Origin of the sequence: Streptomyces laculatispora (assembly GCF_017353455.1) — a bacterium.
Taxonomy (GTDB): Bacteria; Actinomycetota; Actinomycetes; order Streptomycetales; family Streptomycetaceae; genus Streptomyces; species Streptomyces laculatispora.
In genome coordinates this window covers 1-13,744 of record NZ_JAFMPZ010000538.1, presented here as the reverse complement: position 1 = coordinate 13,744, position 13,744 = coordinate 1, and the positions used below count along the sequence as shown (strand labels likewise).

Genomic DNA, 13,744 nt, shown 5'->3' with positions numbered 1-13,744 from the left:
GCCCCTTCCCGTATCCGGGGCGGAGCCCCGGATACGGGAAGGGGCGGGGAGCAGAGGGTGGCAAGGCCCGCCGCAGGCGCACCCCGCCCGCCACCAAGAGCACCGAACAAACGCCGGACGGGCTGGAGAGACATCTCCAGCCCGTCCGGCGTTCAGGAAGCCCGCGAGGTCACTCCTCCGTCGACGCCGCGGAAGCGGCCTTCTTCGCCGCCGTCGCAGTCGTCTTCTTGGCCGCGGTCTTCTTGGCCGCCGCAGTCGTCGTCTTCTTCGCGGCGGTCTTCTTGGCCGCGGCCGCCTTCTTCGCAGGCGCCTTCTTCGCGGTCGCCTTCTTGGCCGGGGCCTTCTTCGCCGTCTTCTTCTTGGCGGGACCCTTGGCACGCTTCTCGGCGAGCAGCTCGTAGCCGCGCTCCGGCGTGATCTCCTCGACGCTGTCGTCGGACCGCAGCGTCGCGTTCGTCTCGCCGTCGGTGACGTACGCGCCGAAGCGGCCGTCCTTCACGACCACCGGCGCCCCGCTCACCGGGTCCGTGCCCAGTTCCTTCAGCGGCGGCTTGGCCGCGGCCCGGCCGCGCTGCTTCGGCTGGGCGTAGATCGCCAGCGCCTCATCGAGCGTGATGTCGAAGAGCTGGTCCTCGGAGGTGAGCGACCGCGAGTCCGTGCCCTTCTTCAGGTACGGGCCGTAGCGGCCGTTCTGCGCGGTGATCTCGACGCCCTCGGCGTCCTCACCGACGACGCGCGGCAGCGACATCAGCTTCAGCGCGTCGGCCAGCGTCACCGTGTCCAGCGACATCGACTTGAAGAGCGAGGCGGTCCGCGGCTTCACCGCGTTCTTGCCGGTCTTCGGGGTGCCCTCGGGCAGCACCTCGGTGACGTACGGGCCGTAGCGCCCGTCCTTGGCGATGATCTGGTTCCCGCTGACCGGGTCCGCACCGAGTTCGAAGTCGCCGCTCGGCTTGGCCAGCAGCTCCTCCGCGTACTCGACGGACAGTTCGTCGGGGGCCAGGTCCTCGGGGACGTCCGCGCGCTGGTGGCCCTCGGAGTCCTTCTCGCCGCGCTCGATGTACGGGCCGTACCGGCCGACCCGGAGCTTGATGTCGTTGCCGACGGGGAACGAGGAGATCTCGCGGGCGTCGATGGCGCCGAGGTCGGTGACGAGCTCCTTGAGCCCGCCGAGGTGGTCGCCGTCGCCGTTGCCCGCGTCGGAGGCCTTTCCGGCACCTGCCGCCTCGTCCCCGGCGGTCGCACCGAAGTAGAAACGCTTCAGCCACGGCACGGACTGGGCCTCGCCCCGCGCGATGCGGTCGAGGTCGTCCTCCATGCGGGCCGTGAAGTCGTAGTCGACGAGCCGGCCGAAGTGCTTCTCCAGCAGGTTGACCACGGCGAACGAGAGGAACGACGGCACGAGCGCCGTCCCCTTCTTGAACACGTATCCGCGGTCGAGAATCGTCCCGATGATCGAGGCGTACGTCGACGGACGGCCGATCTCGCGCTCTTCGAGCTCCTTGACCAGCGAGGCCTCGGTGTATCGGGCCGGCGGCTTCGTCGCGTGGCCGTCGACCGAGATCTCGTCCGAGGTCAGCGCGTCACCCTCGGCGACCTGGGGCAGCCGGCGCTCACGGTCGTCGAGCTCGGCGTTCGGGTCGTCGGCGCCTTCGACGTACGCCTTCATGAAGCCATGGAAGGTGATCGTCTTGCCGGACGCGGAGAACTCGGCGTCCCGGCCGTCGCTCGCCCGGCCGCCGATCTTGACGGTGACGGAGTTACCGACCGCGTCCTTCATCTGGGAGGCGACGGTCCGCTTCCAGATCAGCTCGTAGAGCCGGAACTGGTCGCCGGTGAGGCCGGTCTCGGCAGGGGTGCGGAAGCGGTCGCCGGAGGGGCGGATCGCCTCGTGCGCCTCCTGCGCGTTCTTGACCTTGCCGGCGTACGTGCGCGGCTTGTCCGGCAGGTAGTTCGCCCCGTACAACTGCGTGACCTGGGCCCGGGCCGCGGAGATCGCGGTGTCCGAGAGGGTCGTGGAGTCGGTACGCATGTAGGTGATGAAGCCGTTCTCGTACAGCTTCTGCGCGACCTGCATGGTGGCCTTGGCCCCGAAGCCCAGCTTCCGGCTCGCCTCCTGCTGGAGGGTCGTCGTGCGGAAGGGGGCGTACGGGGAACGGCGGTACGGCTTCGACTCGACGGACCGTACGGCGAACGTGGACTCGGCGAGCGCGGCGGCCAGGGCGCGGGCGTTCGTCTCGTCCAGGTGCAGCGTCTGGCCGGAGCCGGACTTCAGCTGCCCGTCCGGACCGAAGTCGCGGCCCTGGGCGATACGGCGCCCGTCGACCGCGCTGAGGCGGGCGGTGAGCGTCGAGGGATCGGAGGCGTCACCGGTGCGGCCGGTGGCGAACGTGCCGGTCAGGTCCCAGTACTCGGCGGAGCGGAAGGCGATGCGCTCGCGCTCCCGCTCGACGACGAGGCGGGTGGCGACGGACTGGACGCGGCCCGCCGACAGCCGCGGCATGACCTTCTTCCACAGGACCGGCGAGACCTCGTAGCCGTAGAGGCGGTCGAGGATGCGGCGGGTTTCCTGGGCGTCGACCATGCGCTGGTTGAGCTCGCGCGGGTTGGCGACGGCTGCCCGGATCGCGTCCTTGGTGATCTCGTGGAAGACCATCCGGTGGACCGGGACCTTGGGCTTGAGCACTTCCTGCAGGTGCCACGCGATGGCTTCGCCCTCGCGGTCCTCATCGGTGGCGAGGAAGAGTTCGTCCGACTCGGCCAGCAGCTGCTTGAGCTTCCTGACCTGGGCCTTCTTGTCGGCATTGACGACATAGATGGGCTGGAAGTCGTTCTCGACGTCGACGCCGAGCCGACGCACCTCGCCGGTGTACTCGTCCGGCACCTCCGCGGCACCGTTCGGGAGGTCGCGGATGTGCCCGACGCTCGCCTCGACGACGTATCCGGGGCCGAGATAGCCCTTGATCGTCTTCGCCTTGGCAGGCGACTCGACGATGACGAGTCGGCGGCCGCCCTGTGCGGTCTCGCTGGTCGGGGACAACTTCGCTCTTCTCTCCGGTCGACGCTCGGTGGGCATCCGGGCAGCGCGATCGCGCTGCCGACGGTGCTGTCGCTGCGGAGTGTGACGGTACAACCCGCCCCCGTGTCAAACGGCAAAAGCCCGCAACGGCCACTCGAACGGTAACCCGACTTCCGCCTTTCCTGCCGCCCGGCCCGCTCGGTCCGCCGCGCGCAGGGCGGCTGCCTGCGGGTTTCGGGGGCGCTGTGGCTGCCCTGCGGGTGCCGGGGGCGAGGTGCGGGCAGTCCGGGCGTGTTCCGGGCCCGCTCCGGGCGGCGAGCGGTTCGCAGCGGATTCGGACGCGTGTTCAGATCCGGATTCGGACGCGCGTTCAGGCACCTGCTCAGACGCGTGTGAAGCACCACACCCCGAGGACGAGGAAAACTGCGCCGAACACAGTGGCCAGCGCGGTCGAGGCGACGGGGCTCACCCTGTGGGCCACCGGCGCGCGGTACAGCACGCACGCCCCCGTCCACAGCAGCAGCGCGGCACCGAACAGCGCGAATGCCGTTCCGGCGAAGACCGCAGGTCCGCTCTCCATATCCGTACGCCTCTCTGTCCCCCCGGCGCGGACCGGGGCGGGTGCCCGCGGTCGTACCGCGCCGTACGGCTTCGTGTCGCACCGTTTCGGGGGGAGGCTCGCACCGCGGAACGTCGGCGACGCGAACCCCGGGTGAACAGCGGGTCCGGCCTGTGATCACGTCATCCGTACGTGCGGCGCATCCGTACGTGCGGCCGACGACTGCCGGTCGCGCACCACGCACTCACCGCACGCCCTCACATGACGTCGAGGCCGCCCCCGGCCGACAACCCACATGCCACGTCGGCCGCATGGGTCAGCGGCGGTACGTCGCCCCGGCGAGCAGGACCGCGGCCGGCCCGGGCAGGGCGCCAACCGGAATCCGCGGACCAAGCAGCAGGCACGCCGCGGAGAGCGTGAAGACGCTGATGAAAAGGCTGTTCAGTACCTACGTCAGAGCGCGGCCGGACCAGAGCGGAGCAGCGGCGCGGGCGAGGCGGACAGGGTCTCCAGCGTGCCGGGCCGACGTTCTGCACGGCTCCGCCCGACCCGAAGGGCACCACGGACCAGCTGCCCGTGAACCCCCGTCCCGACGGCCGCTGTGAGCAGCCGTCGGGGGCGTCGGTCGGGTCGTCGGTCGGGGGCGTCGCAGGCGCGGTGCGGCATCGTGAGACCCAGCGGCGGAAGGGCGTCCTACGGCGGGCAGATCGCGATCCGTGTCGCGCCGAGCGAGGGCGCGTCCAGCTCGATCCGGATCATCCGACTGTCCGGCCGGCCGGGGGCACCGGCTCCAGGAAGCCCTCCTCGACCAGCAGCCGGATGGCCTGCGGGGTGCGGTCGCGCAGCAGCACCGGGTCCTCGTTCATCAACTGGGCGATGGCGTCGAGGATCCGACCCGCGGGCAGCGATCCGTCGCACACGCCCGCGAATCCGGCGCCGACCGCGTCGACCTTCGTCGCGCGTCGCATACCGCGGTTCTGACGGAGCACCACGTGTTCGGGGTCCTCCGCGCCCGGCATCCCGACCTGCTCCTGCACGACCTCGGCGGCGAGGGTGAAATGGCCGGCCAGAAGTGCCGCGTCATCCTGGTTCCGCAGGTAGTCCTGACGGGCGAAGTGCGTCTCGATGGCAGGTCCGAGCGGCTGCTCCACCGAGTGCGGCCACTCCTCGATCACGATCGAAGGGGCCCCGGCGGCTGCTGCGGCGGACTTCCGCAGCGTGATCCAGCCGAAGCCGACACCCTTGGTCCCACTGGCCTCGAACTCGTCCAGCCAGGCGTCGTACCGCGCGGCGTACTCCGCGGGCTCCGCGCGGTGGTCGCCGCTGTCGCGCAGCCACAGCTCCGCGTACTGCGTGATGTCCTGGACCTCGCGCTGCACGACCCAGGCGTCACAGCCGTGCGGCACCCAGGAACGCAGCCGGTCCTGCCACTCCTCGTCCTCGGTGTGCTGCCAGTTGGCCAGGAAATGGGCGTAACCGCCCTCGTTCAGCCGCTCGCCGGTCTGCTGCACCAGGGTCCGGCACAGGTCGTCGCCCGCCATGCCGCCGTCGCGGTAGGTGAGCCGGGCGCCGGGCGAGATGACGAAGGGCGGGTTGGAGACGATCAGGTCGTACGTCTCGTCGGCGACGGGTTCGTAGAGGGAACCCTCGCGCAGATCGGCCGGGGCGGCGCCGGACAGGGCGAGAGTGAGCCGGGTGAAGCCGAGGGCGCGCGGGTTGAGGTCGGTGGCGGTGACCCTGGTGGCGTGCTGCGAGGCGTGCAGCGCCTGGATGCCGGAGCCCGTACCGACGTCGAGGGCGGAGGCGACAGGCCTGCGGACGGTGATCGCGGCGAGGGTCGTGGACGCGCCGCCGATGCCGAGGACGACGCCCTCCTCGTGCGAGCCGATGCCGCCCGCGCCGCCGACGGCGCAGCCCAGGTCGGAGACGATGAACCAGTCCTGGCCGTCCGGCCCGCTGTACGGCCGCACGTCGACGGACGCGCGCACCTCGCCGTCCGACTCGGTCAGCCAGCCGTCCGCCACGCATTCCGGCAGCGGCAGCACGGCAGCCGCCCGCCCGGCCGGAACCGGGCGCTGGAGGAGGAAGAGCCGCACCAGCGTGTCGAGCGGCGCGTCCCCCCGGGTGGCACGCAGCGCCGGAACGGTCTCGCTGCGGGCGAGCGCGGCGTAGGCGGGCGCACCGAGCAGGTCGAGGAGCCCGTCGGCGGTGAAGGCGGCGGCGAGCAGGGCTTCGCGGAGCCGGGTCGCATGGTCGGGTGCGGGAAGGCTGGTCTTACTCACGTGACCCATTGTGGCGGCTCCCACTGACAACGGCAGCGGCCCGCCGGCCCGCCAGGGGCCGCCGGGCCGGTCGTACGGCCGCCGGCCGGCGGTCGTACAGCTGCTCGTTCGGGGTGTGCGGCCGTGGCCGGGAGCTGCCCGGTTACGACTTCTCGCTGGGCGAGGCGGAAGAAGACGCCTCCTTCGAACCCTTCGAGTCTTTCGGGTCCTCGGAGTTCTTCGAGTCCTTCGAGGGCGAGGGCGACTTCGAGGAGCCGGCCGGCGGCGGTGCCGAGGCCGTCGGCTTCTGGCAGCCCTTCTGCTTGGCCATCGCGGTGCCGACCTCGCCGGACTGGAGCTTCTTCAGCGCCTCGTCACCGTTGGTGCTGATCTTGTTCAGCTCGTCAGCGATGTTCTTGAGGCCGTCGGCGAACTTCGCCTGGTCCTTCGTGTCGAGGTCATCGACCTTCTTCTGCAGATCCGCGTACGCCGCGGAGGAGGCGTTGAGCTCCTTCACGGCCTCCTTCTGCGTGGTCTCACCGTCGCCGACCGGCGGCGGACCCGCCGAGTCGACCGCCGAGCCCAGCGCCTTGTAGGCCTGGGAGATCTGCTGGAAGGCGGCCGAGTCGGTCTTCTGGACGTCGGCGGGCTTGCTGTTGTCGGCGGTCTGCTGCTGGATGGAGGCGTTGGCGTTCGCGATCTTCTGCAGCTGGGGCTGGACCTGGTCGCAGACCTTCTTGGCCCAGTCGTTCACCTTGTTGTCGCTGTCGTCGCTGCAGCCCGACAGCGTAAGTACCAGTACCGCACCGCCGGACAGCGCGGCCGCAAGCTTCTTGTTCACCGGATTGGTCCCTTCCAAGGCTCTCGGCCCCGGAACTTACACGTCGAGCGCCCTTCATCCGGGCGCCGGGCGTCCGATGGGTGACCTTTTGCAGCCATTTGCACCAAGCGAAGTGAGGGAGATACAACTCACCCACACAACCCGTGCGTACGGGAACACCTGAACGAACCAACACTCGTTCGGACAAACCAACGGGCGGACGACGCATCAGAATGCCTCGCCCGCCCGTTCCTTGACCTCACATCTTCTAGCCGTGCCGGCCGGGAGCGTTGTTGACGCGGCCTCCCTGCGACGGGCGGCTCACTGCACGGCCGCCGGGTCGGCCGGCCTGGCCGAACTGCCCCCGTCCTCGCCTCCGGAGCCGCCCTCGTCCCCCACAGCGATCCCGCGCCGCTTGGAGACGTAGACCGCACCGACGATGACCCCGATGGCGAGCACGGCCACCACCGCGCGCACCCCGGCGCTCGCGTCCGCGCCGTAGCTGAACTTCACCACCGCGGGTGCGATGAGCAGTGCCACCAGGTTCATCACCTTGAGCAGGGGGTTGATCGCCGGTCCGGCCGTGTCCTTGAACGGGTCACCGACCGTGTCACCGATGACGGTCGCGGCATGGGCGTCGCTCCCCTTGCCGCCGTGATGACCGTCCTCGACGAGCTTCTTGGCGTTGTCCCACGCACCGCCGGAGTTGGCGAGGAAGACCGCCATCAGCGTCCCGGTGCCGATCGCACCGGCGAGATACGAACCGAGCGCCCCGACCCCGAAGCTGAAACCGACCGCGATCGGCGCCAGCACCGCCAGCAGACCGGGCGTGGCCAGCTCGCGCAGCGCGTCCTTGGTGCAGATGTCGACGACGCGCCCGTACTCGGGCTTCTCGGTGTAGTCCATGATCCCGGGGTGCTCGCGGAACTGCCGGCGCACCTCGTAGACCACCGCCCCGGCGGACCGGGACACCGCGTTGATGGCCAGGCCGGAGAAGAGGAAGACGACCGCGGCGCCGAGGATCAGGCCCACCAGGTTGTTGGGCTGCGAGATGTCCAGGCTCAGCCCCGTCTCCCCGGCCGAGGCACCGACGTCGTCGACCGCGGTGGCGATCGCGTCGCGGTAGGAGCCGAAGAGCGCCGCCGCCGCCAGAACGGCGGTGGCGATGGCGATGCCCTTGGTGATGGCCTTGGTGGTGTTGCCGACGGCGTCCAGGTCGGTGAGCACCTGGGCACCCGCGCCGGTGACATCGCCGGACATCTCGGCGATGCCCTGAGCGTTGTCGGAGACCGGGCCGAAGGTGTCCATGGCCACGATGACCCCGACGGTGGTGAGCAGCCCGGTCCCGGCCAGTGCCACCGCGAAGAGCGCCAGCATGATCGACGTACCGCCGAGCAGGAACGCCCCGTAGACGCCGAGCCCGATCAGCAGCGCGGTGTAGACGGCGGACTCCAGACCGATGGAGATACCGGCGAGTACGACGGTGGCCGGCCCGGTCAGTGAGGACTTGCCGATGTCCCTGACGGGACGACGGTTGGTCTCGGTGAAGTAGCCCGTCAACTGCTGGATCAGGGCTGCCAGCACGATGCCGATGGCCACGGCGACCAGGGCGAACACCCGCGGATCCCCGCCGTGGGAGGTGATGGACGCGTCGGTGACACCGTCCAGATCCGCGTACGAGGACGGCAGGTAGACGAAGACCGCCACGGCCACCAGAACGAGCGAGATGACCGCCGAGATGAAGAACCCCCGGTTGATGGCGGTCATCCCGCTGCGGTCGCTGCGCCGCGGGGCGACCGCGAAGACGCCGATCATCGCGGTGAGCACGCCGATCGCGGGCACGATCAGGGGAAAGGCCAGCCCCGCGTCGCCGAAAGCGGCCTTGCCGAGGATGAGCGCGGCGACCAGCGTCACGGCGTACGACTCGAAGAGGTCGGCCGCCATGCCCGCGCAGTCCCCGACGTTGTCGCCCACGTTGTCGGCGATGGTGGCGGCATTGCGCGGATCGTCCTCCGGGATGCCCTGTTCCACTTTGCCGACCAGGTCGGCACCGACGTCGGCGGCCTTGGTGAAGATGCCGCCGCCGACCCTCATGAACATCGCGATCAGCGCCGCACCGAGTCCGAAGCCCTCCAGCACCTTGGGCGCATCGGCGGCGTAGCCGAGCACCACGCAGGAAGCACCCAGGAGTCCGAGGCCCACGGTGATCATGCCGACCACACCCCCGGTACGGAATGCGATCTTCATTGCTTTGTGCGAAACGGCGGTGAGATCCTTTTCCGGTTCGCCTTCCGCGGGAGTCGCCTCACGCGCGGCGGCAGCCACCCGCACATTGCTCCGGACGGCGAGCCGCATCCCGATGTATCCAGTGGCCGCCGAGAAAAGCGCACCCACCAGGAAGAACACCGAACGGCCTGCGCGCTGCGACCAGTTGTCGGCCGGAAGCAGCAGAAGCAGAAAGAAGACCACGACGGCAAAGATGCCTACGGTGCGCAACTGCCGGGCCAGATAGGCATTTGCGCCTTCCTGGACGGCCGCCGCGATCTCCTTCATGCGGTCGGTGCCCTCACCTGCCGCCAGCACCTGGCGTGCCAGCAGCTGGGCGACCAGCAGTGCCGCGACGGCGACGACCGCGATGACGATCACGATGACACGGTTGTCATCGGTGAGTACCGCTGCCGCAAGAGTGGTGGGTGGGTCGGAAAGTCCGGAAAACTGCGTCAGTTCTGCCAGTGGTGTGGTGCCGAACCCCGCCATACGTCCTCCTTGACGCTCAGCGCTCAAGACGTGGACGGATTGTAGGTAGCAGAACACGATCAAAACAGTGCGCGGTAAATGTAATTGACCTTCATCCACCGAACGGCAATTGATCACCTTCGCCGACTGGACCGAATGCAGTAATGGGGCAGACGCATTGTCCGTAGATCACTGATCAAGCAGAAATGAAAAAGGCCCTGCTCAGCAGGGCCTCAAAAACTGATCAGGAGTGACCACCCGCACCACCGGGCCGGCCGAACCGCCCCGGGACGCGCCCCTCTCAGGGCTGTACCGTTGCCGGCGTCTTCGGCCAGCTCATCCGGATGACTCCGCCATCAGCGCCGGATCTGACTTCCACGTCGTCGACCAGGCCGCTGATGACCGCGAGGCCCATCTCGTCCTCGCCGTCGCCTTCCGGATCGGGTTCCGGCTCATCCGGTCCCACGCCGGGCGTGGCGCCGCGTCCGGACACGCCGGATGCGGCCCCATCACTGCCCGGTCCCGGTACCTCGTCGCCGACCTCGATGGAGAACGACTTCTCCTCCTCGGTCAGGATGACTGTGACGGGAGCGGTGATGCCGTGGCTGCGGTGCAGCCCGACCGCACGACTGCAGGCCTCTCCCACGGCGAGTCTGACCTCGTCGAGCACGGCCTCGTCGACCCCGGCCCGGCGCGCCACGGCAGCCGCCACGAGGCGGGCCGTTCTGACGTGTTCGGGCTGGGCGCTGAAGCGGAGTTCAACGGTGGCCATGCGATCCCCCTCGAACGTACGTGTGTGCATTCCAGGAACCGGGCGGGCGGCCCGGCACTCCTGGCTCTGTCTCTCCGAAACACCGCCGACCGACGCACCTGCCCGGCACCCGTCGGACACCGGCCCGACGGATGATGTCCGGACAACGTTCGACCACTACCTGACGGCTGACGGCTGACGGCTGACGGCTGACGGCTGACGGCTGACGGCTGACGGCTGATCGTGTGAGCGACCGGCCGTCAAACAGACCGGCAAAAAAGATCAGCCAACGACCGCCGACCGGGTGACGGGCCGATGACGGACACCGGCCACCGGAGTCACCGGCCGCCGACGAACCGCCGCCCTCACCCCAGCTGTCTTTCTCCGGAGCTGCCGACGGCACCGACCGCGGTGGCGCCCGCTGCCGCCGGACCGGCCCTTGAGCCGATCCGACCGCGGGCAGGCCGTCAGTCGGTTGCCGCGACGGCCTCGTCGACCGTGGTGTGAATCGGGAACACCTTGGTCAGACCGGTGATCCGGAAAATCTTGAGAATGCGCTCCTGGTTGCAGACCAGGCGCAACGAGCCCTCATGGGCCCGAACACGCTTCAAGCCGCCCACGAGCACGCCGAGGCCGGTGGAGTCGAGAAAGTCGACGCCTTCCATGTCGACAACCAAGTGATAGCTGCCGTCATTCACCAACTCGACCAACTGCTCGCGCAGCTTTGGCGCGGTATACACATCAATCTCGCCACCGACCTCGACGACCGTACGGTCGCCACCAGGGCCGGACACATTGCGAGTCGACAAGGACAGGTCCACGGATCCTCCAGCACCTTGCTATCGAGCGGTCGCCCCTCGGTCTCCCCGGCGGAGCCAGGGGACGGATCGCCAGCCGCGATGGCATTCAATCACTTACCAGCTGTCATGCACGACGCCTTGGGACCATTGTCCGCCTCGCCAGTGACACACTCGGTCCCGATGGCCAAGAATCACCGCCCCAGTCGACCGCCCGAGAGCGGGGGCTCCCGCCCCTCTCCGGACATGGTCCTCGACCGGCTCGCCGCAGGGGCGAACCGGTCCGCGCGCATCACTCATACGGAGCACTTGCCCCCGCGTGCGGGAACCCATGCCATCTGGCCCGATCGCATCCGTCCAGAAGTGATCGCCGCCATCCAGAAAACCGGAATCGATCATCCCTGGGCCCATCAGGCGGCTGCGGCGGAGCATGCTCTGGACGGGGAGTCGGTCGTCATCGCGACCGGCACCGCCTCCGGCAAGTCGCTGGCATACCTCGCCCCGGTCCTCAGCGCCCTCCTGGACGGCTCCGAGGCTCCCAACGGCCGTGGCGCGACCGCCCTCTACCTCGCCCCTACCAAGGCCCTGGCCGCCGACCAGAGGCGCTCGGTGAAGGAGCTCGCGGCCCCGCTGGGCAACGGGATCCGTCCCGCCGTCTACGACGGCGACACCCCCGTCGAGGAACGCGAATGGGTACGTCAGTACGCCAACTACGTCCTCACCAACCCCGACATGCTGCACCGCGGAATCCTCCCGTCCCACCCCCGCTGGTCCTCCTTCCTGCGCGCCCTGCGCTATGTCGTCATCGACGAGTGCCACACCTACCGCGGCGTCTTCGGCTCCCACGTCGCCCAGGTGGTGCGCCGACTCCGCCGCCTGTGCGCCCGCTACGGCGCCGATCCCGTCTTCCTCCTGGCCTCCGCCACCGCGGCGGAGCCCTCGGCCGCGGCGGGCCGCCTCACCGGCCTCCCGGTCGTCGAGGTCGCCGACGACGCCTCCCCGCGCGGCGAACTGGTCTTCGCCCTGTGGGAGCCGCCCCTGACGGAGCTGCACGGCGAGAAGGGGGCCCCCGTGCGCCGCACCGCCACGGCGGAGACCGCCGACCTGCTCACCGATCTGACCGTGCAGGGCGTGCGCTCAGTCGCCTTCGTACGCTCCCGGCGGGGCGCGGAGCTCATCTCGGTCATCGCCAAGGAACGCCTCGCGGAAATCGACCGCTCCTTGCCGGCCCGCGTCGCCGCCTACCGCGGGGGATACCTCCCCGAGGAACGCCGCGCCCTGGAACGCGCCCTGCACTCCGGTGAGCTGCTCGGCCTGGCGGCCACGACCGCCCTCGAACTCGGCATCGACGTCTCCGGCCTGGACGCCGTCGTCATCGCGGGCTACCCCGGTACGAGGGCTTCGCTGTGGCAACAGGCCGGCCGTGCGGGACGAGCGGGTCAGGGCGCCCTCGCCATCCTGGTGGCCCGTGACGACCCGCTGGACACCTTCCTCGTCCACCACCCCGAGGCACTGTTCCAGCAGCCGGTGGAGTCGACCGTCCTCGATCCGGACAACCCGTACGTCCTGGCCCCCCACCTGTGTGCCGCCGCGGCGGAGCTGCCGCTCACCGAACCCGACCTGGAACTCTTCGGGCCCGCCGCGGCCGAACTGCTGCCGCAGCTGGAAGCCGCGAAGCTGCTCCGCAGACGGCCCTCGGGATGGCACTGGACCCGGCGTGAACGGGCCGCCGACCTCACTGACATCCGGGGCGAGGGCGGCCGCCCCGTCCAGATCGTCGAGGAGGGCACCGGACGGCTGCTGGGCACCGTCGACGAGTCCGCCGCCCACACCGCCGTCCACGAGGGCGCCGTCCACCTCCACCAGGGCCGCACCTACCTGGTCCGGAAGCTGGACCTCGAGGATTCGGCGGCACTGGTCGAGGAGGCGAATCCGCCGTACTCGACGACCGCACGCGACACCACCGCCATCGCCGTCCTGGAGACCGACACCAAGATCCCGTGGGGCGACGGGCGCCTGTGCTACGGCTCCGTGGAGGTCACCAACCAGGTCGTCTCCTTCCTCCGTCGCAAACTGATCAGCGGCGAGGTGCTCGGCGAGACCAAACTGGACCTCCCGCCCCGCACCCTGCGCACCCGCGCCGTGTGGTGGACGGTCACCCAGGACCAGCTCGACACCGCGCGGATCAACCCGGAGATCCTGGGCGGCGCGCTGCACGCCGCCGAGCACGCGTCGATCGGGATGCTGCCGCTCTTCGCCACCTGCGACCGCTGGGACATCGGCGGCGTGTCCGTCCCGCTGCATCCGGACACCTTGTTGCCGACGGTCTTCGTGTATGACGGCCACCCTGGAGGTGCCGGGTTCGCCGAACGCGCCTTCCGCACCGCGCGCGGCTGGCTGACCGCCACGCGTCAGGCCATCGCTTCCTGCGAGTGCGATGCGGGCTGCCCGTCCTGCATCCAGTCCCCGAAGTGCGGCAACGGCAACGAACCGCTCCACAAACGCGGCGCCGTGCGCCTGCTCACCGAGCTCCTGCGATCCGCACCCCCCAATCGGACCGAGCCGGCGACAACGAGCCCCCCGATTCCCCCGGACCCACCGGCAGATCCAGGCCTCTCGACGGCACCAGGGCGGTCCTCGGCACCGGGCCCATCAGCGGCACCGAGCCCTCCCGAACCTGACGCCCCTCCCGCGCCGCCGCCGGGCTCTCCGACGGCCCTGTAGCCCCAGGAGCCGTCGTCGCCGGCCCTGCCCGGGACCTGACCTCCGGTGAGTACGGCCCGAGACGCACCCGGGCCGCC

At 69.9% G+C, this 13,744-nt stretch carries 8 protein-coding genes; 1 reads left to right on the top strand and 7 read right to left on the bottom strand.

Annotated elements, in window-relative coordinates; translation table 11 throughout:
• Positions 1-169: 169 nt before the first annotated feature.
• The 7 genes from topA to J1C73_RS28350 form a co-directional block, all read right to left on the bottom strand.
• A complete protein-coding gene (gene topA / locus J1C73_RS28380) occupies positions 170-3,040 on the bottom strand; it encodes a type I DNA topoisomerase (protein WP_207318878.1) in 2,871 nt (956 codons plus the stop codon).
• 361 nt (positions 3,041-3,401) lie between these two features.
• A complete protein-coding gene (locus J1C73_RS28375; RefSeq protein WP_207318877.1) occupies positions 3,402-3,599 on the bottom strand; it encodes a hypothetical protein in 198 nt (65 codons plus the stop codon).
• Between the two features lie 734 nt (positions 3,600-4,333).
• Positions 4,334-5,860, bottom strand: coding sequence for a DUF7059 domain-containing protein (locus J1C73_RS28370; protein WP_207318876.1), 1,527 nt, complete (start codon positions 5,858-5,860; stop codon positions 4,334-4,336).
• Positions 5,861-6,002: 142 nt separating this feature from the next.
• Positions 6,003-6,680, bottom strand: a complete 678-nt coding sequence (locus J1C73_RS28365; RefSeq protein ID WP_207318875.1) for a small secreted protein — start codon at positions 6,678-6,680, stop codon at positions 6,003-6,005.
• A 300-nt stretch (positions 6,681-6,980) separates the two neighbouring features.
• A complete protein-coding gene (locus tag J1C73_RS28360) occupies positions 6,981-9,416 on the bottom strand; it encodes a sodium-translocating pyrophosphatase (RefSeq protein WP_207318874.1) in 2,436 nt (811 codons plus the stop codon).
• A 280-nt stretch (positions 9,417-9,696) separates the two neighbouring features.
• Positions 9,697-10,167, bottom strand: coding sequence for an ATP-binding protein (locus J1C73_RS28355; RefSeq protein WP_207318873.1), 471 nt, complete (start codon positions 10,165-10,167; stop codon positions 9,697-9,699).
• A 446-nt stretch (positions 10,168-10,613) separates the two neighbouring features.
• A complete protein-coding gene (locus J1C73_RS28350) occupies positions 10,614-10,967 on the bottom strand; it encodes an STAS domain-containing protein (RefSeq protein ID WP_003967428.1) in 354 nt (117 codons plus the stop codon).
• Between the two features lie 78 nt (positions 10,968-11,045).
• Here J1C73_RS28350 and sftH point away from each other — a divergent pair, with 78 nt between their 5' ends.
• Positions 11,046-13,667, top strand: coding sequence for a DEAD/DEAH box helicase (sftH, locus tag J1C73_RS28345; protein WP_242644825.1), 2,622 nt, complete (start codon positions 11,046-11,048; stop codon positions 13,665-13,667).
• Positions 13,668-13,744: the final 77 nt, after the last annotated feature.

What these genes read in the sequence shown, in the direction of transcription:
- J1C73_RS28360 (WP_207318874.1), bottom strand. Translation starts at nt 9,416, where the DNA reads ATGGCGGGGTTCGGCACCACACCACTGGCAGAACTGACGCAGTTTTCC.
- J1C73_RS28375 (WP_207318877.1), bottom strand. Translation starts at nt 3,599, where the DNA reads ATGGAGAGCGGACCTGCGGTCTTCGCCGGAACGGCATTCGCGCTGTTC.
- J1C73_RS28355 (WP_207318873.1), bottom strand. Translation starts at nt 10,167, where the DNA reads ATGGCCACCGTTGAACTCCGCTTCAGCGCCCAGCCCGAACACGTCAGA.
- sftH (WP_242644825.1), top strand. Translation starts at nt 11,046, where the DNA reads ATGGCATTCAATCACTTACCAGCTGTCATGCACGACGCCTTGGGACCA.